This window comes from Exiguobacterium sp., from assembly GCF_020832205.1.
Lineage (GTDB): Bacteria > Bacillota > Bacilli > Exiguobacteriales > Exiguobacteriaceae > Exiguobacterium.
Window position 1 is genome coordinate 30,828 of sequence record NZ_JAFIFD010000040.1, and the last position, 22,122, is coordinate 52,949.

21 protein-coding genes are annotated in these 22,122 nt (G+C 54.0%); 6 read left to right on the forward strand and 15 right to left on the reverse strand.

Annotated elements, in window-relative coordinates:
- Positions 1-12: 12 nt before the first annotated feature.
- Complete coding sequence (hrcA, locus tag JJU47_RS10190; protein ID WP_228618941.1) at positions 13-1,035, reverse strand: heat-inducible transcriptional repressor HrcA; 1,023 nt, start codon at positions 1,033-1,035, stop codon at positions 13-15.
- 191 nt (positions 1,036-1,226) lie between these two features.
- Here hrcA and JJU47_RS10195 point away from each other — a divergent pair, with 191 nt between their 5' ends.
- Positions 1,227-1,832, forward strand: coding sequence for a DUF1054 domain-containing protein (locus JJU47_RS10195; protein ID WP_228618944.1), 606 nt, complete (start codon positions 1,227-1,229; stop codon positions 1,830-1,832).
- A gap of 53 nt (positions 1,833-1,885) precedes the next feature.
- On the opposite strand, the gene hemW is transcribed toward JJU47_RS10195, so the two are convergent.
- The 5 genes from hemW to lepA all read right to left on the reverse strand — a co-directional run bounded on the left by hemW (position 1,886) and on the right by lepA (position 8,464).
- Positions 1,886-3,043, reverse strand: coding sequence for a radical SAM family heme chaperone HemW (gene hemW, locus JJU47_RS10200; RefSeq protein ID WP_228618946.1), 1,158 nt, complete (start codon positions 3,041-3,043; stop codon positions 1,886-1,888).
- A gap of 66 nt (positions 3,044-3,109) precedes the next feature.
- Positions 3,110-4,294 carry a DUF1015 domain-containing protein gene (locus JJU47_RS10205; RefSeq protein ID WP_228618948.1) on the reverse strand — a complete coding sequence of 395 codons (1,185 nt, stop codon included), beginning with the start codon at positions 4,292-4,294 and terminating at the stop codon, positions 3,110-3,112.
- Positions 4,295-4,306: 12 nt separating this feature from the next.
- Positions 4,307-5,470, reverse strand: coding sequence for a phosphoglycerate dehydrogenase (locus tag JJU47_RS10210; protein ID WP_228618951.1), 1,164 nt, complete (start codon positions 5,468-5,470; stop codon positions 4,307-4,309).
- Entirely contained in the window at positions 5,448-6,527 is a 1,080-nt protein-coding gene (serC, locus tag JJU47_RS10215) for a 3-phosphoserine/phosphohydroxythreonine transaminase (RefSeq protein WP_483298125.1), read from the reverse strand. The genes JJU47_RS10210 and serC overlap by 23 nt, the downstream gene beginning before the upstream one ends.
- A gap of 113 nt (positions 6,528-6,640) precedes the next feature.
- Entirely contained in the window at positions 6,641-8,464 is a 1,824-nt protein-coding gene (gene lepA, locus JJU47_RS10220; protein ID WP_228618957.1) for a translation elongation factor 4, read from the reverse strand.
- Between the two features lie 219 nt (positions 8,465-8,683).
- On the opposite strand from lepA, the gene rpsT reads away from it, so the two are divergent.
- Entirely contained in the window at positions 8,684-8,944 is a 261-nt protein-coding gene (gene rpsT, locus JJU47_RS10225; protein ID WP_021065661.1) for a 30S ribosomal protein S20, read from the forward strand.
- A gap of 30 nt (positions 8,945-8,974) precedes the next feature.
- On the opposite strand, the gene JJU47_RS10230 is transcribed toward rpsT, so the two are convergent.
- Both JJU47_RS10230 and holA read right to left on the reverse strand, forming a co-directional pair.
- Entirely contained in the window at positions 8,975-9,409 is a 435-nt protein-coding gene (locus tag JJU47_RS10230; RefSeq protein ID WP_228618959.1) for a GNAT family N-acetyltransferase, read from the reverse strand.
- Between the two features lie 9 nt (positions 9,410-9,418).
- Positions 9,419-10,429, reverse strand: a complete 1,011-nt coding sequence (gene holA, locus JJU47_RS10235) for a DNA polymerase III subunit delta (RefSeq protein ID WP_228619116.1) — start codon at positions 10,427-10,429, stop codon at positions 9,419-9,421.
- A 91-nt stretch (positions 10,430-10,520) separates the two neighbouring features.
- Here holA and JJU47_RS10240 point away from each other — a divergent pair, with 91 nt between their 5' ends.
- The gene (locus JJU47_RS10240) at positions 10,521-10,685 is read left to right on the forward strand and encodes a YqzM family protein (protein WP_024371416.1); all 165 of its coding nucleotides are present in this window, start codon (positions 10,521-10,523) and stop codon (positions 10,683-10,685) included.
- A 53-nt stretch (positions 10,686-10,738) separates the two neighbouring features.
- Here JJU47_RS10240 and JJU47_RS10245 read toward each other — a convergent pair whose 3' ends face one another.
- From JJU47_RS10245 to JJU47_RS10275, 7 genes are all read right to left on the reverse strand, one after another.
- Positions 10,739-12,871, reverse strand: a complete 2,133-nt coding sequence (locus tag JJU47_RS10245; RefSeq protein WP_228618962.1) for a DNA internalization-related competence protein ComEC/Rec2 — start codon at positions 12,869-12,871, stop codon at positions 10,739-10,741.
- Between the two features lies 1 nt (position 12,872).
- Positions 12,873-13,448 carry a helix-hairpin-helix domain-containing protein gene (locus JJU47_RS10250; RefSeq protein WP_228618964.1) on the reverse strand — a complete coding sequence of 192 codons (576 nt, stop codon included), beginning with the start codon at positions 13,446-13,448 and terminating at the stop codon, positions 12,873-12,875.
- Positions 13,449-13,620: 172 nt separating this feature from the next.
- Positions 13,621-15,264 carry a methyl-accepting chemotaxis protein gene (locus JJU47_RS10255; RefSeq protein WP_228618966.1) on the reverse strand — a complete coding sequence of 548 codons (1,644 nt, stop codon included), beginning with the start codon at positions 15,262-15,264 and terminating at the stop codon, positions 13,621-13,623.
- Positions 15,261-16,232, reverse strand: a complete 972-nt coding sequence (locus JJU47_RS10260; RefSeq protein ID WP_228618968.1) for a BMP family lipoprotein — start codon at positions 16,230-16,232, stop codon at positions 15,261-15,263. The genes JJU47_RS10255 and JJU47_RS10260 overlap by 4 nt, the downstream gene beginning before the upstream one ends.
- 138 nt (positions 16,233-16,370) lie before the next feature.
- Complete coding sequence (locus JJU47_RS10265; RefSeq protein ID WP_228618971.1) at positions 16,371-17,891, reverse strand: flotillin lipid rafts scaffold protein FloT; 1,521 nt, start codon at positions 17,889-17,891, stop codon at positions 16,371-16,373.
- Positions 17,892-18,416: an NfeD family protein gene (locus tag JJU47_RS10270; RefSeq protein ID WP_228618973.1), complete on the reverse strand. Its 525-nt coding sequence runs from the start codon at positions 18,414-18,416 to the stop codon at positions 17,892-17,894.
- Complete coding sequence (locus JJU47_RS10275) at positions 18,416-18,817, reverse strand: hypothetical protein (RefSeq protein ID WP_228618975.1); 402 nt, start codon at positions 18,815-18,817, stop codon at positions 18,416-18,418. Before JJU47_RS10275 ends, JJU47_RS10270 begins: the two co-directional genes overlap by 1 nt.
- Positions 18,818-18,942: 125 nt before the next feature.
- Here JJU47_RS10275 and rnhC point away from each other — a divergent pair, with 125 nt between their 5' ends.
- The 3 genes from rnhC to JJU47_RS10290 all read left to right on the forward strand — a co-directional run bounded on the left by rnhC (position 18,943) and on the right by JJU47_RS10290 (position 22,105).
- The gene (gene rnhC, locus JJU47_RS10280; RefSeq protein WP_300997836.1) at positions 18,943-19,854 is read left to right on the forward strand and encodes a ribonuclease HIII; all 912 of its coding nucleotides are present in this window, start codon (positions 18,943-18,945) and stop codon (positions 19,852-19,854) included.
- Positions 19,855-19,926: 72 nt separating this feature from the next.
- Positions 19,927-20,739, forward strand: coding sequence for an alpha/beta fold hydrolase (locus JJU47_RS10285; protein WP_228618978.1), 813 nt, complete (start codon positions 19,927-19,929; stop codon positions 20,737-20,739).
- Positions 20,740-21,082: 343 nt separating this feature from the next.
- Positions 21,083-22,105, forward strand: a complete 1,023-nt coding sequence (locus JJU47_RS10290) for a PTS sugar transporter subunit IIC (RefSeq protein WP_228618980.1) — start codon at positions 21,083-21,085, stop codon at positions 22,103-22,105.
- The last annotated feature ends 17 nt before the right edge of the window (positions 22,106-22,122 follow it).

Consider the following 22,122-nt stretch of genomic DNA (forward strand, 5'->3'; position numbering starts at 1 on the left):
GGCTCCTTTCCGTCACTCTTCTAGTTTCGTTCGCCTGAGCGCCTCGATGAGTTGCCCCATCATCTGCACCCCGTGCCGATAGTCCATCCGAGTCGGTCCGATCATGGCGATCGTCCCGAACGTCTTCCCGTCAAGCGTATAATCCGAGGTGATGACGCTGCAATTTTGAAGCGCGACGATCCCATTCTCGCTCCCAATGCTCACATAAATCTCGCGATTTGGCAACGATTCGAGCCAATCGGTCAAGCGCTCCTGTTCATCGATCCATTCGAGGAACGGACGGAGCGTATCGAGCGATTGAAACTCCGGTTGATTGAAGATGTTCTTTTTCCCGCCCAAGTAGAGCGAGGTCGGATGATGCAGCCCGGCGGTCGATTGGATGAGCTGCATCATATTCTCATACTGTTCTTGATGCGCGAGTTGAAGCTTCGATATTTCTTCACCGATGCGGAACTTGAGTTGACCGAGCGGTGTTCCTTTGAGACGATCGTTTAGAAAACGAATCGTCTCTTCGACCATGTCCGGCGCCATCGGCGATTCAAAGACGACCGTCCGGTGTTCGACATGCCCTTGGTCCGTCACGATCAAGACGACGCCACGCCGTTCATCGAGCGGCATCAAGTCGATTCGCGCCAACCGGTTCATTTGGCTGTTCGGACCGAGGGCGACGGTCGTATAGTTGGTCAAATCAGAGAGTAAGTCGGCGGCTTGACGGATGAGCACTGCGGACTCCTGTGCAGACGCCCGCAAATGTTCCCCGAGACGATACGTCTCCCGCTCGTCGATGATTTTCTTTTCGACGAGATGGTCGACGTAATAACGATATCCGACCTCGGACGGGATCCGTCCGGCCGACGTGTGGGGCTTTTCAATGAGACCCATGTCCTCTAGATCGGCCATATCGTTCCGAATCGTCGCCGAGCTGAATGACAAGTCACCCCGTTTCGACAACGTACGGGAGCCGACCGGTTGCGCCGTCTGGATATAATCGTCAATGATAGCTCGTAAAATGAGCAACTGTCTCTCTGTCAGCACATCTTCACTCCTCTCTGAAAGATAGGCCTCGCTTTATTAGCACTCATATTTAACGAGTGCTAATCACACTTCAAATATTATCATGTTCTCTCTATTTGTCAATTCATTCGTCTCATTTTTTGAGCTAACCTGAAGTCGTCGCCTATGCATGTTTTCAGTGGATTCGGTATGATACAAATTGAGGTGATCTTATGTTTACAACACAACAATTCGATGTTTTCACAAAAGACGGACTAGATGCCCGCATGGAAGGCATCCGTTCGAACATTCAGCCGCTTTTCCACCAGATTTATGAAGAAGTCGGCCCCCAGCTCGAGGCCGATGTCGGTATCCCGCTGTATTTACACGTCGCCAAACATGCGCGCCGGACCGTCAACCCGCCTAAAGACACTTGGATGGCGATCTGCCATGATAAACGCGGATACAAAAAACATCCTCACTTCCAGGTCGGTCTCTTTGACGACCGGGTCTTTATTTGGCTCGCATTCATCTACGAGATGCCGAACAAGGCGGCGATTGCCGAACGGTTGAAGACGATTGACATCAAGTCTGCGTTTCCTGATTTCCATATCGCCGGTGATCATATGAAAAAAGAAGCGTTCTTGCTCGAGGACACGTCTTCAGAAGCGATCGACACGATCATGGACCGGTTCAAAGACGTGAAGAAGGCCGACTTTTTAATCGGCCGCCAACTTCCGGCCGATGCGTCTATCCTCCAAAACGAGGCGGCGTTCCTCGCTCTCGTCGAGGATACGTTCAGCCGGCTCACGCCGATGTATCGCGATCTCGTCTTGTAATATGAAAAGGGAATCCGTTGTTGCGGATTCCCTTTTTTGTATGCGATCTACCTTTATTTCACCGGATTCGGATCGACGCGGGCCTCACCGATGAACGCGGCGAACGCCTCGTTGGCGAGCGGTAACCCCGACTCCGTCAAACGGACGTGTGTGTCCGTCAGTTCAATCAATCGCTTCGCTTCGAGGTCGGTCAAGACGTGACCGAACACCGCCTGCATCGTCACGCCGTACTTCGCTTCAAACGCCTCGAACGCCACCCCGGAACGCATGCGAAGACCGAGGAAGAGCTCTTCTTCCATCTTCTCGACCGTCTCGAGACGCGTCGTGCTCCGAACGGGCAATCCTTCCGCTTTAATATAGTGCGGGATCGGGGCGATATTGGCCCGCCGTTCCCCTTTCAAATAGCTATGGGCCCCGGCGCCGAAGCCGTAATACTCCTCATTGCGCCAATACACTTGGTTATGGCGGCTCTCCCGCCCCGGAAGGCTGTAGTTCGAGATTTCGTATTGTTTCAGACCACGCCGTTCGAGCGTCTCCATCACTTTTAAATACATCGCGACTTCGATGTCTTCGCCCGGAAGGCGCAGTTTCCCTTTCCGCTCTTGAATCGCGAACACGGTATGCGGCTCGAGAATCAAAGAGTAGGAAGAGACGTGTTGGATCGGGAGCTGAAACGCCAAATCGAGATCGCGCTCGATTTGTTCGAGCGTCTGTTCCGGCAGTCCAAACATGAGGTCGATTGAAATATTATCGAACCGCTTGGCGGCCTCGTTCACCGTCGCGAACACGTCATCGGCCCGGTGTGTCCGTCCGATTCGTTCGAGTCCGCCGTCATCGAACGTCTGGACACCGAAACTGACGCGGTTGACGCCGCCTCGTTTCATCGTGTCGAGTTTCTCCGCGCTCACGAAGTTCGGATTCGCCTCGACCGAATATTCAAGGTCATCTGAAGCGAGTGGCAACAAGTGCCGTTCGACCATGTCCATGAGACGTTTCATTTGCGTTTCATCGAGTGCGGTCGGTGTCCCGCCGCCGATAAAAATCGTGTCGATTTGATCGGTCGGATATTGTTCGAGCGATAGGACGATCTCTCGTTCGAGGGCATCTAAATAGTCATCAACCGGTTGGTTCTTTAAGAACACCTTGTTGAAATCACAGTAATAACAAATATGTTCACAAAATGGAATGTGAAGATATACGGCTTTAGCCATGGCGGCCACCCCTTTCTTCTCCTTCCATTTATAACGCTTTTCACGCCTTCACGCCACTCTCCGCATTCAATCGAAGCGATGGATGAACAGCCCGCTCTTCAATTTCGGCTCGAACCATGTCGATTTTGGCGGCATTTGTCCGGCTTCATCGGCGACGCGCATCAGCTCTTCCATCGCCGTGGCGTGGCACGTCAAGACGACGACATCCGGCCGCTCAGCAAGCTGCTTCAATCGCGACACTGCCTCTTTTCCGCCGACGAAGTCGATCCGTTCATCCGACCGGACGTCCTTGACATGGAAATACGGCTCAAGAAGATCACGTTGCAGCGTGGCGACAGCGAGTGCGTCCGTCGCTTGCCGTTTCGTCAACTTATAGTGCGCCCCTCGATACGTCAGACCGAACGCGCCACGTTCTTCCGGAACGAACAGGTCCTCGACCGGGTCGACCACATATGTGAATGAGATTCCTTCTAAGAGCGCCGTGACTTCTTCGGGTGCCACATTCGTCAACAGGCGATGATACGGTAAAATCGTCAACTCGTCGCTCGGAAACAAGACGCCGAGAAAATGGTCCCGCTCTTGTTTCGATTCCCCTTCATGAATCGGACTCCTGGCGACGACGGCCGCGGCTTTGGCTCGGTGATGCCCATCGGCGATATAGATGGCCGGGATGCTGGCCCCAATCATGATCAAGCGGGCAAGATCTTTTGACGGGATACGAAACCCTTCGTGCCTGACACCACGTTCGTCCGTGAATGAAAATAGGGCCGTGCCGTCCGCCGCCGCACTGAGTAGCCGTTTCAACGCCTCGTCCGGTTGATGACTCAATAAGATCGGTCCGGTGTGCGCTTTCGTCACTGCCACATGTTCGACTCGTTCCCGCTCTTTCGTGACGCGGGTGTGCTCGTGGATTTTGATCCGGCCAGCCTCATAGTCAGAGACAGCGAATGTCGCGACGAGTCCGGTCTGCTTCCGTCCCGCATCGGTGAGCTGATACACATAAAACCCTTCGTCGTGCCGGCTCAACTCGGTCTCATACAGACGCTCGAGTTCACTCCGGGCGCGACGCCCCCACGCTTCAAGCGCCATGTCACTCTCGAGCGCTTCAGGTTTGTCGACCGCCAAAAACGAATTCGGACGTTGCTTGATATCGCGGCGGGCATCTTCGACGTTGACGACGTCGTACGGATCGGCAGCGACCGCTTCAGGATGGTTCGGTATATACGGGGCAAACGGTTTAAAGACGACCATGGTCATTCCTCCTTAAAATTCGCGGACGCGCATGACGCCCTCGATCTCATACAATGTATGGACAGATAATTGCTCATGTTGATGGTTGTCGATGTCGATCAGCGTGTAAGCCACGTCACCACGGCTCCGGTTCACCATGTTATCGATATTGATGCTCGCCTCGGCGAGTCGGCTCGCGATTTGACCGACCATATTCGGCACGTTCAAATGCAAGACGGCAAGACGTCGCTTCCCGATATAAGGGAGCTCGGTATCGGGAAAATTCGCCGAATGCCGGATGTTGCCGGTCTCTAAATAGGCTTTCAATGTATCAACCGCTTGAATCGCACAGTTCACTTCAGATTCTTTCGTCGAAGCGCCAAGATGCGGAAACGCCAGGACGCGCGGGTGACCGAGAAGAGCATGTTTTGGAAAATCGGTGATGTAAGTCGCGACGCGATCATCTAACGCCCGCAATAAATGCTCATCATTCACCAATTCACCGCGGGCAAAATTCAAGACGGTGATCCCTCGTTTCATTTGAGCGAACCATGCGTCATCGATCACTTCACGCGTGTCTTCTGTGAGCGGCATATGGATGGACAGCAAATCGATGTCCGCGAGGAGCTCACTCAAATGTCTAGCCCGTTTCACTTGCTTCGAAACGTTCCACGCCCCGTCGACCGATAAGTGCGGGTCGTAGCCGACGACGTCGACCCCGAGCTGAATCAAGTCGCTCGCAAGGGCCGAACCGATTGCCCCAAGACCGACGATCCCAACTTTTTTCCCGCGCAGTTCGGACCCGACGAACCGACGTTTCTCGTCTTCCATCGCCCGTTCGAGCAACGTCTGGCTAGAGAACGTTTGATCGTTCACCCAGTTCACTCCTTGTAAAATCGGACGCACCGACAAGAGCATGCTCGCAAGCACGAGTTCTTTCACCGCGTTCGCGTTCGCCCCCGGTGTATGGAACACGACGACGCCTTGGCGCGCCAATCGTTCGAGTGGAAGATTGTTGACCCCGGCGCCGGCTCGGGCGATCGCTAGCAAATACGGCGGGATTTCAGCTTCGTGCACATCATGGCTTCTGATGACCCACGCATCGGCCTGCTCGGACGCATTGACCGCGTACTCGCTCGGTTCAAAACGGCCGAGCCCTTCTGCAGCGATTTGATTATACGTTTTTATATGAAACATGGTGTCCCTCCTGTTCAAACTCATGCATGGTGTCCACGAGCCGCTCGACGCCTTCAAGCGGCATCGCGTTGTATAGGCTGGCCCGCAAGCCGCCGACAGAGCGATGGCCTCCGAGCTCAATTAAATCGCGTGCTTCGGCGTACAGACGAAACGCCTCGTCCGTCTCTTCGTTTCCGGTCGTGAACGGGATATTTGTCAATGAGCGGCTTGTCGTGTCGGTCACGAGCGGACGGAACAACGATGACGTATCGAGCGCACGATACAACCGCTCACTCTTCAAGCGATTACGCCGCTCCATCTCATCGACGCCCCCCTCGGCCTCGATCCAGGCGAGCACCCGCTCGGCGACGTACATACTGAACGTCGACGGCGTGTTCAGGAGCGTGTCGACATGGTTTTCATAGCTCAAGTAACTTGGTACGTCTCGCTCAGAGATCAAGTCGCGTCGAACGATGACGACGGTCAAACCGGCGGGCCCGATGTTTTTTTGGGCCCCGGCATAGAGCAAGCCGAATCGCCGCACGTCGATGTGTTCCGCTAAAATGTTCGAAGACACGTCTGCCACGAGCGGGACGTCCGTCTCCGGCAACGCTGTGTAGCGCGTCCCTTCGATCGTGTTGTTCAATGTCAGATGAAGGTAGTCCGCGCCTTGGATCGTTTCCGGCCATGTCGGCAACTCGCTGTACCCGACGCCGCGCGCACTGCCGATGACATCGACCGTCCCGACGCGGCGTGCGTCAGCGATCGCTTTTTGCGACCAGACGCCGCTATCGAGATAGGCGAAACGACCCGCCGTCTTCAAGTTCATCGGCACCATCGAGAACTGTAACGTCGCCCCGCCTTGGAGCCAGAGGACGGCGTACTCGTCCGGGATTGCCATCAAACGCCGTAACCGCTCCTCAAGATGACGGGCGAGTTCCGTGAAACGTTTCGAGCGATGGCTCATCTCGACGATCGAGACGCCGCTCTCTTTATAAGAAAGAAACTGCGCTTGGACTTCACGCAGTACAGGTGCGGGCAACATGCCCGGCCCGGCTGAAAAATTGTAGATCGGCACGGCCACTCCTCCTCTATATATGATCTGTAAGTGGGTACTATTCCGTATAAGGGCGTCCATATCCTGCCAAATGACAAAAATCGCCCTTATCCGGAGATAAGGGCGAGACATGATTATTCTTCGTCCATCGACAAGACAGACATGAACGCTTCTTGCGGCACTTCGACAGATCCGACCATCTTCATGCGCTTTTTACCTTCTTTTTGCTTCTCAAGAAGCTTCCGCTTCCGCGAGATGTCCCCGCCGTAACATTTCGCGAGAACGTTTTTACGGAGCGCTTTGATCGTTGAGCGGGCGACGATCTTCGTTCCGACCGCTGCCTGGATCGGCACTTCAAATTGCATCCGCGGGATGAGCGCCTTCAACTTCTCGACGATGACTTTTCCGCGCTCGTAGGCGAAGTCGCGGTGAACGATGAAGCTGAGCGCATCGACGAGCTCGTTGTTGAGGAGGATATCCATCTTGACGAGTCGTGACGGACGATAGCCGATCAAGTCGTAGTCAAGTGAGGCATACCCTTTCGTGCTCGACTTCAATTGATCGAAGAAGTCATAGACGATCTCACTGAGCGGGATATCGTACGTGATCTTGACGCGGGTCGTATCGATATATTGCATATCGATGAAGCTCCCGCGCTTCTTCTGACAAAGTTCCATGATGGCCCCGACGTAATCGTTCGGCGTCATGATGGCCGCTTTGACGTACGGCTCTTCAATCAATTCGACTTTTTGTTGCTCTGGCATTTTCGACGGGTTATCGACATGGATGACGTCGCCTGACGTCGTCGTGACGTGATAAATAACCGACGGTGCCGTCGTGATCAAATCGATCCCGAACTCGCGCTCGATGCGCTCTTGAATGATTTCCATGTGGAGCATACCGAGGAACCCGCTACGGAAACCAAATCCGAGCGCCTGTGACGTCTCCGGTTCGAATTCGAGCGCCGCATCCGACAACTGAAGTCGCTCAAGCGCTTCACGTAAATCGTTATACTTGGCCGCGTCGATCGGATAAAGACCACAGTATACCATCGGGTTCATCTTCCGGTAACCCGGGAGTTGTTCGGTCGATGGGTTTTTAGCCAGTGTGATCGTATCACCGACACGAACGTCGCCAACCGTCTTGATGGAAGCAGAGAGCGTCCCTACGTCCCCGACGTTCAACTCTTTCACTGAGAGCGGTTTCGGCGTCGAGACGCCGAGGTCCGTGACTTCGAACGATTTCCCTGTCGACATCATCTGTACTTTGTCTCCGACCTTGACAGAACCGTTGACGATTCGAATCGAGGCGACGACGCCGCGATACGCGTCATAGTAGGAGTCAAAGATGAGCGCCTGGAGCGGTGCCGATGGATCACCCGTCGGAGCCGGGACGAGTTCGACGATTTGTTCGAGAATCTCTTCAATCCCGATGCCTGCTTTAGCAGAGGCCGGCACGGCGTCACTCGCGTCAAGACCGATCACGTCTTCAATTTCTTGACGGACGCGCTCAACGTCGGCTGACGGCAAGTCGATCTTGTTGATGACCGGAATGATCTCAAGGTCGTTGTCGAGGGCGAGGTAGACGTTTGCGAGCGTCTGTGCCTCGATCCCTTGCGCCGCGTCGACGACAAGGACAGCCCCTTCACAAGCAGCGAGCGAACGCGAGACTTCGTATGTGAAGTCGACGTGGCCCGGTGTATCGATCAAGTGAAGGATGTACTCTTCGCCGTCTTTTGCCGTATAGTTCAATTTGACGGCGTTCAATTTGATCGTAATCCCACGTTCCCGTTCGAGATCCATCGCATCGAGTGTCTGTTCTTTCATTTCACGCGCCGTGAGCGCACCGGTCTTTTCGAGAATCCGGTCAGCGAGCGTCGACTTCCCATGGTCGATGTGGGCGATAATGGAAAAGTTGCGAATCTTCTTCTGACGATTCTCTAATTCTTGATTGTTCATATATGGGTTCACCTATCCTTCTCATGCATACCGTGTCATTATATCAAAATCCTAACTTAATGTGTACGACCTACTACAACAATACCACATATAGTTTTCAGAATAATCATCAAGTGGTTGCTTTTCGAATAACCGTTTGCTACAATTGTGCTTGTTCTGTTGAATGATTACTTGAAGTAATAAGAACATACACTTTCTTGTTTCAGGAGGTGACAAACAATGGCAAACATCAAATCAGCAATCAAACGTGCAAAAACTTCTGAAAAACGCCGTGTCGCGAACTCGCAAGAGAAAGCAGCAATGCGTACAGCAGTAAAACGTGTTGACGCTCTCGTACTCGAAGGAAACAAAGAAGCTGCTCAAGAAGCTTTCGTCCTCGCTACGAAGAAAATCGACAAAGCTGCAGCAAAAGGTCTTATCCACCAAAACAAAGCTGGCCGTGACAAATCACGTCTCGCAGCTCGCATCGCAGCTCTCTAATTAGAGACCAAAACGAAACAGCCGCCTCCATTAGGAGCCGGCTGTTTTTTCGTAAAGCATGACGTAATGCGTCCCGATTTCCGGAATGTCAAACGGCTCACCGACGACGACGAGACCGTTCCGTTCATAAAAGCGGACAGCGACGGCTCGGGCGTTACACCACCACGAAGCCCCAAGTTCCGCGTTTAACGCCTGGAGGAAAGCCGAGCCGATCCCGCGCCCCGCGGCGTCCGGAGCGGTCGCCATGCCGCGCAGTTGAAAAGGCACACGCTCGCCTGAAAGCTCACGCGCTTGTCGCATGACGGTCGCGATCGAACGGATACGCCCGTCTTCGACCCAGGCGAAATGACGCGTCGTAGCCGCGTCATCCCCGTCAAAATAGCACGTCTCGACCGGACGCCCCGGACGCAACACCGCATGCCGGAGCGGAATCACATCTTCAAGTCTCACTTCTCGTAACCCCATGTCCTCACCTCACAGTAGTGTCAATTGACAGACGAGCGTATCAAACACGATCTGTTTGTCACCCCGTCCCGTCTTCATCGATTCGTCCGCCTCGGCAATGACCGTCAAGGCTGTAGCGAGCTGGGCTTCAGTGAACTTGCGGCTCGCCTGTCCCGCAAGTTTGACGGTATACGGATGAGCCCCTATTTTCGAGGCGATCTGTTTCTCGCCGTACCCTTTTTCCGTCAACTGTTTCGTGAGATACATATTTCGGTATTGCCGTGCAAGCAAAGACAGCAGTCCAATCAATTCTTGACCTTGTTTCTCGAGGTCTCGTACGAGTCGAAGCGCGGCATCGGCACGTCTGGCCACTAAAAACTCAGACAATTGGAACACGTTGTCTTCTAGTGTTCGCGGGACGAGATCGTTGACGACATCAAGTGGAATCTCGGCTCCATCGCTCGCATATAACTGTAATTTTTCGAGCTCGCGCACGAGTTTTCCCCAGTCGTCCTGGCATAAAAATAATAACCGTTCGACGGTCGCTCGTTCCATCTTCTGCCCGCGGCGGCTCAACTCATCTCCGACGTAACGCATCAGCTCCGTCTGGCTCGGTTTTTTCGCTTCAAGGACGATGGCCCGCTCTTTCAAGCGCTTGACGACTTTTTTCCGCTCATCGAGCTTTTCCGCTTCGACGATAAAGACGAGCACCGAATAAGGGGCTGGTTGCAGAACATACTCTGTCAGTCGGTCCACGTTTTGTTTCTGTTTTTCTTTCGCACCGGTCAAAAACTGAGCGTGTTTGACGACGACGGTCCGATACTCACTGAAAAACGGTACCGTCTCGGCCTCATCGAGCGCAGTATCGAGCGACGTCTCATGCAAGTCGAGCCGCATGACGTCGAACTGATCTCCGGACGGGTTGGCCGCTTTGACGATTTCACGTTCCCACGTGTCGAGTAAATACTTCTCTGTCCCGAACAACACGTAAACATTGGACAGCTTCCCGTTATGTAGCCATGGTTCATTCAAAACACACACCACTTTCACAATTTATTCTTATCTAAAACATAGATAATCCTTCTCCGATTCGCTATACTTAGGACGGAACCATTTCAAGGAGGGACTCACTATGCATATTAACTCTGTTCGCCCACCAAGCGAAAACCCGTTCGAGAACGACGTGCAATGCAAACGTAACGACGCGATCGATTCAGCAATCGGCTTCATCGTACCGTTCGGCTTTTTCTTCACACTGTTCGCGATCGGCGTTCTCATCAAGTTCTTAAGCTTATAATGTATCAAACGATTGCCCCGGGGGAGCAATCGTTTTTTAGTTTATCATACATTTCACCGGCTGACCCCTGTTTCCACCATCCCTCGGCAGCCCCCTCGCTCACAGACGATCATCCCCGTCTCGTCCGTCCGCAACACCCGCCTCCCGCTGAGCCGTGCCAACACGTCCGCATGAGGATGTCCGTATCGGTTGTTCTTTCCGACACTCACGACTACCCATTCCGGGTCAATGCGGTCGAGAAGCGCCTCGCTTGACGAGGTGTCCGACCCATGATGGCCGAGCTTGAACACATCGACATCGACAGCAGGAATGTCCGTCTCCTTTTCTGCCGGTAAGTCACCGGTCAACAAGTACGTCATCCGTCCGACTTTCATGAAAACAGAGACCGAATTGGCGTTCTCATCTTCGCCTGGACCAGTCGGGGTGACGACCCATAACCATGGATACGGTCGATCCCCGGCTCGTAAAAACTTGACCGTCACATCATACGCAGCGAGCTCGTTCAATAACCGGCTCCGCTTCGCGTCATCGGCCACCTCGGCCGAAAGCCATATTTCCCTGACGTGTATCGCCTCGAGAACACCGGTCAACCCACCAATATGATCATGATCGGCGTGGGTGAGCAAAATAAAATCAAGTTGCCGCTCGCCTCGTTTCCAGACGTACGGGACGACGACATCGGCGCCCGGGTCATACGTCGACCGTTTCAGCTCGTCCGGGTCTTGATACACCCCTCCGACATCGATCAGTCCTGTCACCCCGTTCGCCTCGACGACGATCGCGTCCCCTTGACCGACGTCTAAAAAGGTGACCCGTTCTTCTTCGGTTGATTCTAATATGAGCGCGAGAACGAGGAGCGCTGCCCCGGCGACCATCCAGCCGGCTTTCCGCCCTTGTTCCAACAAGACGAGGCCGACCCACAACGAGGCGGCGAGATATAGACTATGCGATAGCGTCACGTCGTGAAGCGGGAACCACGGTTTGTACGTATGGTGAAGCGCAAACGTTCCATTCAATCCATCGAGAATCGGATGTAACAACCGATCGCACGACGGAAAGACATACGTCAACAAAGCGAGCGGAATGATGACCCAAGAGATCAAGATGGCAACGACCACGTTATAAAACGGAGCGAACCATGAAATGACCGGTTGGACGGCCCAAAGGACGATCAAGCCAAACCATTGGGCGTAAAGCGCCAAACTGAATACGTTCGTCCATAGAGACCGGGTCACGATCAAAAAGAGAGTCATCCCGACCGTCAATTGAAAGCCGAGATTGAACAGTAAATAAGGGTGAAGCGCCAACAGCACCGCCGCGCACCAACTGAGCAGTCGCATCGGGTCGCGCACCGAATAACCGACGAGCGTCAAAGCAAGCACTACGTCCGCCACGAGCACGGCCCGAGCGACCGGCGGAGAAAAACCGGTCAGCCAACCGAACGCCGTCACACCGATCATGACGAGAACCGTCTTCGTCTCCCGATGTAGCGGCAGCGGCCGGAGAAGCCATTTGAACGCGAGCACGAGCATGGCGATATGCGACCCTGAAATGACGAGCAGATGAAGCAGACCGGTCACACGGTACGAAAAAGAAGTCTCTTCGTCCAGCAGACGGCCTTCCCCGAACAAGAGCGCCTGCATATAGAGCGCGACGTCAGGACGGTGCCGCGTTTCGATCCTTACGAGTTGCCTCTCTTTGAAGCGGAGCATCCGCCCGTCCCACGTGGCTGTCGGATGACACGGTCCGACCGAGCTGTTCTTGCCTTTAAAGCTAAGTCCTGATCCGCGTGCAAAGGACGCCTCGTCAAAGCCGCCGACGTTTCGAAGCGGCGAAAAAGCTTCCGTTTCGAATGTCACCCGGCACGTCTCGCCCGGACGTCCGGTCTCTATATCCCGTCCGACCAACACACCGCTCGCGCCATCGATCGTACCGTATAGACGAACCGAACGACCGTTGTCCCGTCGGCTCTCAATCGCAAAATCGTTCGGTTCATCTCCTTTGATCGGCAACGGATCGTCATGAACGAAGACGAGCAGGGCGAGACAACTCGCTCCGATATGGGTGACCATCGACTGGCCACGAAACGTCAGGACGAGGAGGACGGCGACGATCAACGCGATCGTCGTGACCCCAGAAGATAAGGCGATCACGAGCATGATAGGAAGGAACGGATAGATCGGCATGTCACGGGACCAGCAAATACCCTTTCATGCTCTCTAGCGTCTTCTCGCCGAACCCTTTGACGTTCCCGATCTCTTCGTACGACTTGAACGGTCCATGCGCTTGCAAGTAGTTCAAAATCGCATCAGCCTTGGCAGGACCGATGCCAGGCACGCTCATCAACTCGTCTTTTGTCGCACTGTTGACGTGGACACCGTTCATGCCGGGACTACTCGTTTCCGGCGCGGCCGCGAGGACCTCGCCTTTTCGCGGGACGGTGATTTTAGTGCCGTCGACGAGCAGTTGAGCCAAATTCAACTGTTGCGGGTCGGCATCGCTTGTCAAAACGGCGAGCGACAGCACGTCCCCGACTCGCGCGCCTTGAGGCATCGTGTACACGTCCGGAGCCTCGACAGCCCCTGCCACGTACACGACGATTTGAGACACGACCCCTTCTGCCGAAACGTTTGGCTCCACTTCTTCAGCGATCGTGAATTCTTCGACCATCGTCGTCTCTGGTTGTTTTGACGCGAATAAATACCCGACACCGATGAATAGACCGACGACGAGCAAAACGACGTACCGTTTCCATTTTTCCATTGCGCATCCCCCTTGATCGGCAAGTGTTCACTACATAGTAAGTATGCCGCCTGTAAATCTTTAGCGCCTGCCCGGTTAACGCAACGTTCTCCCGCTCCGTTGCGAACAGTTTCTCCACTTGTCTCATCCAGAGGCACGACAAAAAAGAGACAAGCCGAAACTTGTCTCTTGCTCATTCGTTCTCGAAATGTTGGACTTGGCTCGCGAGCGCGGCCGCTTGTCCTTCTAACTCTTGCATCAAGGCAAAGATTTGGTCAAAGCTCGCTTGTTGCTCTTTCATCGAGGCGGCCACTTCCTCATTGCCGGCGGCGAGTTCCTCGGTCACGCCGCTCACTTCCTCGACCCGCTTCAACACGTTCGTCACTTCACGGCTCGAGGCGACCATCTCGCGTTCAATCGTCGTGACGAATGTCGCCACGTGATCGGTCCGGTCATGAATGCGCGTGAACGCTTGTTTCGTCAACCCGAACGCTTGCAATTGGGCGCTCTGCTCACGACTCGCCTCTTCGACCGTCTCTTTCAACCGCTCGACTTCTTCACGAATCGATTGGACGACACCAAAGATGGACCGGGTCGCGACGTTGCTCTCTTCGGCCAACTTCTTCACCTCGCTCGCCACGACAGCGAATCCGCGTCCGGCCTCTCCGGCGCGTGCGGCCTCGATGGCCGCGTTCAGTGCGAGCAAGTTCGTCTGGGCCGCGACGTCTTCGACGAGCTGGGCCATCTTCTCGATTTCGGCCGTGTTTCGTGCGAAATGTTCCATCCGCGTCACGAGCATCTCGTTTCGTTCACTCGAGCGATGCAAGATGCGTTCTTGATCGGTGAGCGTCTCGATGCCGGCGGCCACTTCACGTGTCATCTCGGTCGTCTCTTCGGTCGTCTGTCTCGTCTGATCCAAGCTCGTCTCGAATGAAGAGGCCATGATCCCGACCGACTCGAGCGTCTCTTGCAGTTCGGTCGCGATCGATTGGGCGCCATTCGCCATTTCGTCGACCGCATTCGTGATGTTCGACGTCGTGCTCACGACCGCCTCGTTTTCGGCCGCCGCCGTCTCGGTCATGTCATTCACTCGCATCGAGGTGACACGGATCGATCCGATGACCGTTTGTAAAGAAGCCGTCATGTCTTGCATCGCCCGCTCCAACCGTCCGATCTCGTCGCGCCGCGTCGAGTCTGGTAACGTGATCAATCGGCCAGAGGCAATCGCTTCGGCCGCCTCGACGTTCCGCTCAAGCGGACGTGTGATCGACCGCGCGAAGAAGAAGTTGTAAATTCCGAGCGCGACAATGACGAACGCCGTCAGGACGATCGACACGATCAACAGGCGTTTTGTCTCTTGAGCCGCCTCACGCTGCAGCGCCTCATAAAAGGTACCGTTCTTCAGCAAGAGCGTATTCACATCGTTCAATAGACCTTCAAGCTTGGCGGCTTGGATGCGCGCCGCAATCCCGCCTTCACGCGCCGTTTCGACATCGGCGCCGATCCGCTCATATTTCATCGTCGCTCGCTCCAAATGTTGTTCGAACACAGGAATCAAGTACGTTTCTTGCAACGTGTCGAACGTCTCCGTGTTGTTTAAACGGATGCGTTCTAATTGATCGAGTGTCGCCGGGCTCATCTGCTCACCGAGCGACGTCCAAAGCGACTGCTCTTGGAGCAGCGACGTCTCGAGTTGTGACAGCTCGATCATTTGTGAGCCGTACTGTTCGTTATAAGTCTGCAACCGATTCAATGTCGTCAAGACGTAACTCATCATCAAGACGATCAACAACACCGTGAAGACCGTGGAGAAAATAAATCGTTTCCGTAAACTCATGGCTGTGTCCCCTCCATCAGACGTTTCTCGAACGTTTCGAACCGTTCACGCTCGTCTTCGGTCCACTGGACGCGCCGCAGCGCCGACAAGCCGACCCCGCCTTGGTCGAGACCGAGTACGTAATGTTCACTGAACGCATCTTCTTTGACGTTGTTCGCAATTTCGACGATCGCCAAGTCGACTTGTTTCAACATTGACGTGATGACGGCATCCGGGGCGATCATCGATTGGTCGCTATCGACACCGATTGCCTTCACCCCGTTCGCTTCAGCGGTCTCTAACACACCGACGCCCGTCAAGCCTGCGGCTGCATATAACACGTCAACACCCGCTTGAATTTGTTTTTCTGCCAACGCACGGCCGATGTCCGGGGAGGCGAAATCGTTCGCATAATCAACGACGAGCTCGACGTCTTCATTTACCGCTTTTACACCGAGCAAAAAACCGGTCGAGAACTTTTGAATGAGCTCATTGTCCACCCCGCCGATGAATCCGATTTTGTCCGTCTCGGTCTCTAATCCAGCGACCGCACCGGCCAAGGCGCTTCCTTCCACTTCTTCAAACGTGACCGAGATGACGTTCGGTAACGTTGACACCGCATCGATCAAGGCGAACTGTTGGTCCGGATGATCGGCGGCCACCGTTTCCAAGTCGGCCTGGCAAGCGAAGCCGAGACCGATGATGACATCGTGACCGTCGGCGACGAGTTGCTCGAAGCCCGCTTTATACGTCTCGGTCTCATCAAGTTCCCGATAGTCGACGAACCATTCTCCGGTTTCCCGTAATTGGCCCATCCCCCGCATCGCCGCGTCGCTGAACGACTGGTCTCCGAGACCGACGTCCGATAAGACGACACCCATCGATTGCCGCTCCTCGACGGTCGTCTCTGGTTGATCGATCACGGATTGACATCCGGATAACCACGCGACGCACGCGGTCATCATCCCGATTATGACTGCTTTTTTCATGACTATACTTCCTCTCTCTATTGGTCTGACATCTCACTTATCGACAGAATTCGACTGCGATTGAAGTCATTCCGTTTGAAAGTTAAGGGAATCGGCCGTAAAAAAAGGCTGCAGACGATTCGCCTACAGCCTTGCTCGTTATTCTTCTGTTGCCGCGACAGACGGTTCCGTCAACTTACGGTCTGATGTGTCTCCAGTCGGGACGTTGCCTTTTCCGACAAAATTGTCGAGCAAATCTTTCATGTCGATGCCCGATGACGCTTTGAGCGTCTGTTGGAGCGAAGCCATCAAGTCAGTCGCATAACCTGTGACTTTTCCGGCTCCGCCGTCTTTGCCGCTCCCCGTGTCGACGACCGTGATTTGGTCGATGTTGCCGAGCGGTGCCGCAATCTGTTTCGCATAGTCCGGAAGCATCTTGACGACCATGTCGAGAATCGCAGCCTGTCCGTATTGCTCGAACGCTTCGGCGATCTTCTGTTTCGCTTCGGCTTCGGCAAGACCGGTCAAGCGGATGATTTCAGCTTCCGCTTCCCCTTTCGCCCGTTCCGAGTCCGCTTCGGCGACACCGGCGAGACGGACGCGTTCGGCGTCTGCTTTCGCTTCCGCTTCGATTCGGTACTTTTCGGCATCGGCTGAGGCGATTTGACGTGCTTTGTCGGCTTCTGCCGATTGCTCGATCGCATAGCGGTCGGCGTCTGCTTTTTTCTTCACTTCCGAATCGTATTGCTTCTCACGACGCATGATTTCTTTTTCTTCGAGCTCGATTTGCTTTTGACGCTCGATGATTTGGACTTGCATCTGCTGCTCCGTGACTTCTTGCTTCGCTTTCGCTTCTTCAAGCTCGTACGCTTGGTCGGCCCGGGCTTTGGCGACGTCTTGTTCACGACGATACGCCGCAATCCGGAGCTGGTTCTCTTTCTCGGCTTCAGCGATCTCAGAAGCCCGCTCTAGTTCCGCCTTCTTCGCATCTTTCATCGCTTCTGCTTGTTTGATGCGCGTCTCTTTGTCAGCTTCGGCCGTCGCGATATCGGCGTCACGCTTCACTTGTGCGATCCGTGGCTTCCCGAGCGACTCGAGGTAACCGTTCTTGTCGCGGACGTCTTTGATCGTGAACGATACGATGACGAGACCCATTTTCGCCAAGTCTTGCGAGGCGACACGTTGCACTTCTTGTGAGAACTTGTCACGGTTCTTGTAGATTTCTTCGACGGTCATCGAACCGAGGATGGAACGGAGGTGACCTTCGAGTACTTCTTTCGCTTCGTTCTCGCGCTCGATTTTCGGTTTCCCGAGGAATTGTTCGGCCGCCGTCGCGATTTCGCTGATCGATCCGCCGATTTTAATGATGGCTGTGCCATCGGCCATGACTGGTACACCTTGCTCGGTGTACACTTCCGGTGTCGTCACTTCTAACTTACTCGAAAGAAGGCTGAGCGGTTCTGCCTGTTGGAACACCGGTAACACGAACGTACCGCCGCCACGAATAATTTTCACGCGATTGCCCGAGGCGTCGCTATGGACGTTCTTTTTCCCTAAGTAACTGCCGGTGACGATCAACGCCTCATCCGGTCCGACCGTACGGTACTTTAATACGAATACAAAAATGAGGGAAAGAATGATGACCCCAACGATAATGCTTGCGAGTATGACTGTATCCATCTATCCATTCTCCTTCCGGATTGTCGGTTCGTCATATTCCATGACGACCGCAATGTTTCGTTCTACTTCGATAATGACGACACGACGGTCTGCCGAAATGGCTTTTCCATCGATGCTTTGCGCCGTCTTTACTACTGAGCCGATCACTGACTCGACGAGCACTTCCCCGTAGCCCCCTTCAGGGACTGGCACGGTCAGCCGGCCGACGAGACCGACGAGCGACTCGTCGGTCATCCCAATCGACTCTTCTGCATTCGATAACGGCAACAAGACGAACAGATAAAGAAGTGTCGTCAAGGCGAACGAACCGACGAGGGCGACAGCGAGACCGATCATCGGGGATACGTGGGCGAGTGCGTTCAAGATCAAGCCGATCCCTGCGCCGAGCGCCAAGAACGAGAGGATGACGGCCGGGTTGAACCACCCCTCAAATAAATCGAACGCATCGGAAAACAGCATATAAATGAACGTGCCGAGTCCGGCGATGATCAATACCCACCAATATAATTGATCAAGTGATTCCATTACCATCCCTCCTCGCTCCGACGTTCATGCTCGAAAGCGAGCACGCGGCGCAGATGTTCGACTTCGAGCGCGAGCGCCCGTTCGATCGTGTCCCACTCTGTGAGCGGCCGTGTCGGTTGTGCGACGGATTCGCGCACACGTCCGATCGTCTGTTCAAAACGCAAGCGTTCGTATTGGTCGACCGCCTCCAGTCTTTCCTTTCGCAGTAACGTTAAATAATGATCGACTTCTGCCTGCAATGTGATAATCTGTTCGGCCGTCGCCTCAGACGACTCTTGCATGAGCAGCCGACGCACCCGCACTTGATGGGCAACTAGTTTCGCGATCCTCGACTCAAGTTCAAGAATCTGTTTATAGAGGGATCCCGCCTCATCTTGCTCCGTGTCATCGCGCCACCACATCTCCGTCTCACCTCACTTCACTTCTACTCGACTCACTATTTCATACGAAAAAGCCGGTACGTTGGTTTCAAAATATACAAAAAAAATGTAAGATTAATTTGCGAGACAGAAAGGAAGTGCTCCTGTTGGGCAACCAAGTCATCAAATTATCGGTCGAGGCGCAACACGCCCTCATCGAAACGTATTCCTCCCAGGCGGTCAATCCGCCGCCTCACGCTCGTTTCTGTGCGAAAACACCAAGTTGTGTGATTACCGTTTACAATTCGGGTAAAGTCATGTTCCAAGGCCGTACCGCCGAACAAGAAGCGGCGAAATGGGGAGACGCCATTCAAAAGACGGCTTCTGTTCCGAAAACGACATTGCCTGATGGCTTTTCCGAATGGTCCGTCGTCGGCAGTGACGAAGTCGGCAAAGGCGACTACTTCGGTCCGCTCGTCGTCGTCGCCGCCTACGTCTCAAGTGACAACATCGAGCTCGTCAAAGAACTCGGCGTCAAAGACTCCAAGTTGTTATCGGATACGGACATTAAACGCATCGCTCGCGACTTGCACGTCACCATCCCCTATCAAAAGGCAACGCTCCATAATCCGATGTACAACAAGATGCAACGGACGATGACCCAAGGGAAAATGACGGCGATCGCCCATAACGCCGCCTTGTCGGCATTATTGAAGAAGCTCGATCAAAAGCCAGACGCCATCTTGATCGACCAATTCGCCGAAAAAAATGTCTATTACAGACATTTAAGCGCCGAAGCCGCTGTCGTCAAGGACGATGTCTTCTTTTCGACGAAAGCTGAAGGGCTTCATGTGGCCGTCGCCGCCGCCTCGATTTTGGCGCGGGCATTTTTCTTAAAAGAAATGGATCGCTTGAGCCAAACGACCGGCATCACGTTGCCGAAAGGGGCCGGCGCGAAAGTCGATGAAGTCGCCGCAACGATCATTAAGCAGCACGGCATCGAAAAGCTGAACGAGATCGCCAAAGTCCACTTCGCGAACACGAAAAAAGCGGTCCGCTTGAGCGAGCTGAAACGATAGTGCTCCTAAGCGACATATGGTATATTGGTTTTAAGGTTTAATGAACTTAAAAATTTTTGGAGGATAGCGTTCATGTTGCATTATAAAACGTACACATTAAGTGACGACCATCCTTGGGTCATCTTCATTCATGGCGCTGGGGGAAGTTTATCTCACTGGTATCGTCAAATCCGACCGTTCAAAAAGAAATATAACGTCCTGTTGCTTGATTTGCGTGGACATGGCGGCTCCTATGACGCGGAACAGTCTTTGAATCAACCGCTCAACGCCTATACGCTTGACGTCGTCGTCGAAGACGTCGTTGAAGTGATGGATCATTTAAAAATCAAAAAAGGCCATATGGTCGGCTTGTCACTCGGCACGATTGTCATCCAAGCGATGTTTGAACACCACCCGGAGCGGATCGCCTCGGTCGTCCTCGGGGGAGCGATCGTCAAGTTCAACGTCCGTTCCACGCTGTTGATCCGGCTTGGAAGTCTCGTGCAAAGTTTTGTCCCATATATGTGGCTGTATCAACTGTTCGCCTGGATCTTGTTACCGAAAAAGCGGCATAAGAAGTCTCGGATGATGTTCGTCCGCGATGCCGCCAACTTGTGCCAGCGCGAGTTCATCCGTTGGTTCAAAATGACAGAAAACATGAATCCGCTCCTCCGCCACTTCTCGTCGATTCAAACGGCGGTCCCGATTCTCTACATCATGGGAGACGAGGACTACATGTTTCTCGAGGCGGTCGAACGGACGGCGAAACATCAACCGACAGCCAACGTTCATGTCGTCCATGATTCCGGACACGTCGTCAACGTCGACCAACCCGACATTTTTAACTCGGTATCGATGAATTTTATCGATGAACAAGTCGGTTTGATCACAGCCAGTACGTCTTAACCACTTCTTCAATGAGAGGTAGCGCTTCCAAAAAAAGCGGCTGTCTCTCTTTTTTTATGAGCCGACAAATATTTTCAAATAAATTTTCAGAAAATATTGATTATTGAAAATTGTCGTGTTACTCTAAGACAAATCTTAGCAAACGGAGGAGCGAGCAACCATGTATACACACACACAACACTGCCTGCTGATTATTATTCGACGAAGGGACTGAAAATCGACTCGATGACCGAGACGAATTTTTGGGCCCTTGTTTCGATGGTTTCGGACGAGGCGCTCACCGTTTGTATCGTGCGCCTATCCCATCCGGATAGGTTTTTTTATTGGACATTAGACAGAGGAGATGATGGAAGTGAAACAGTACGCAATGGATCGAATGATTAAAATATCAGCCGGGATGGCAAGCGCCGTCCTCGTCACACTAGGGGTCGGGCTCCTCATCGAGACGATTGGTAAAATGGCAGGACTCGACATGCTCGTCACGATCGGGCAAGTCGCCAAGTCGTTGCTCGCCCCGGCGCTCGGTGCCGGTGTCGCCTATCAGCTCGGCGGCAACACCCTTATTTTATTCAGTTCGATGATTGCGGCGACCGTCGGTGGGGCCGCGCTCCAACCGACAGAAAGCGGACTCGTCCTCGTCCCTGGTCAACCGATCAGTGCGTTGATCGCAGCGGCTGCGGCCGTCTGGTTAGGCAAACGTGTTCTCGGCAAGACGAAGTTTGACATGATGGTCGTACCCGTCACGGCCGTTCTTGGCGGCGGCATTGTCGGCGTCGGGGCCGCTGCCGTGACGACACCGCTCATCAATTCGATCAGCGCCAGCATCACGGCTTCGGTCAACACGTCACCGGTCGCCACGTCACTTGTCATCGCACTCGTTTTCAGCGTCATGCTCATGTCACCGGCGTCCTCGGCCGCGCTCGCGATCGCGCTCCAACTTGATCCGGTCGCAAGTGCCGCCGCGCTCATCGGCTGTACGGCTCAATTTGTCGGCTTCACGCTCATGGCATATCGTCAGACGGACCCGGGCGGCTTGGTCGCATCGTTCTTCGTGACACCGAAAGTCCAGTTCCCGAACGTCGTCAAAAACCCGCGCGTCGTCATGCCGCCGTTCATCGCCGCCATGATCAGCGCCCCGATCGCGACGCTCTGGTTCTCGCTCGAAGTGCCGTATGAGATCGCCGGTCTCGGGCTCAACTCGATGATCGCCCCGCTCAACATCTTGGCGGCGCAAGGCGCCGAGGCGTTCGCGATCTTCGTCGGCACAGGCGTCGTGCTTCCCGCGGTCATTACGTTCCTTCTTTATAAAGTGACTTGCCTCGTCGGATGGACGAAGTTCGGTGACTTAGCACTCGAAGTACAATAAAAAAACTGCGATTCCTA

Bases quoted from the DNA above. Each gene is read 5' to 3' on its own strand.
- JJU47_RS10195 (WP_228618944.1), top strand. From the start codon at position 1,227: ATGTTTACAACACAACAATTCGATGTTTTCACAAAAGACGGACTAGAT.
- hemW (WP_228618946.1), bottom strand. From the start codon at position 3,043: ATGGCTAAAGCCGTATATCTTCACATTCCATTTTGTGAACATATTTGT.
- JJU47_RS10205 (WP_228618948.1), bottom strand. From the start codon at position 4,294: ATGGTCGTCTTTAAACCGTTTGCCCCGTATATACCGAACCATCCTGAA.
- JJU47_RS10210 (WP_228618951.1), bottom strand. From the start codon at position 5,470: ATGTTTCATATAAAAACGTATAATCAAATCGCTGCAGAAGGGCTCGGC.
- lepA (WP_228618957.1), bottom strand. From the start codon at position 8,464: ATGAACAATCAAGAATTAGAGAATCGTCAGAAGAAGATTCGCAACTTT.
- rpsT (WP_021065661.1), top strand. From the start codon at position 8,684: ATGGCAAACATCAAATCAGCAATCAAACGTGCAAAAACTTCTGAAAAA.
- JJU47_RS10230 (WP_228618959.1), bottom strand. From the start codon at position 9,409: ATGGGGTTACGAGAAGTGAGACTTGAAGATGTGATTCCGCTCCGGCAT.
- JJU47_RS10240 (WP_024371416.1), top strand. From the start codon at position 10,521: ATGCATATTAACTCTGTTCGCCCACCAAGCGAAAACCCGTTCGAGAAC.
- JJU47_RS10245 (WP_228618962.1), bottom strand. From the start codon at position 12,871: ATGCCGATCTATCCGTTCCTTCCTATCATGCTCGTGATCGCCTTATCT.
- JJU47_RS10250 (WP_228618964.1), bottom strand. From the start codon at position 13,448: ATGGAAAAATGGAAACGGTACGTCGTTTTGCTCGTCGTCGGTCTATTC.
- JJU47_RS10255 (WP_228618966.1), bottom strand. From the start codon at position 15,264: ATGAGTTTACGGAAACGATTTATTTTCTCCACGGTCTTCACGGTGTTG.
- JJU47_RS10260 (WP_228618968.1), bottom strand. From the start codon at position 16,232: ATGAAAAAAGCAGTCATAATCGGGATGATGACCGCGTGCGTCGCGTGG.
- JJU47_RS10265 (WP_228618971.1), bottom strand. From the start codon at position 17,891: ATGGATACAGTCATACTCGCAAGCATTATCGTTGGGGTCATCATTCTT.
- JJU47_RS10270 (WP_228618973.1), bottom strand. From the start codon at position 18,416: ATGGAATCACTTGATCAATTATATTGGTGGGTATTGATCATCGCCGGA.
- JJU47_RS10275 (WP_228618975.1), bottom strand. From the start codon at position 18,817: ATGTGGTGGCGCGATGACACGGAGCAAGATGAGGCGGGATCCCTCTAT.
- JJU47_RS10285 (WP_228618978.1), top strand. From the start codon at position 19,927: ATGTTGCATTATAAAACGTACACATTAAGTGACGACCATCCTTGGGTC.
- JJU47_RS10290 (WP_228618980.1), top strand. From the start codon at position 21,083: ATGATGGAAGTGAAACAGTACGCAATGGATCGAATGATTAAAATATCA.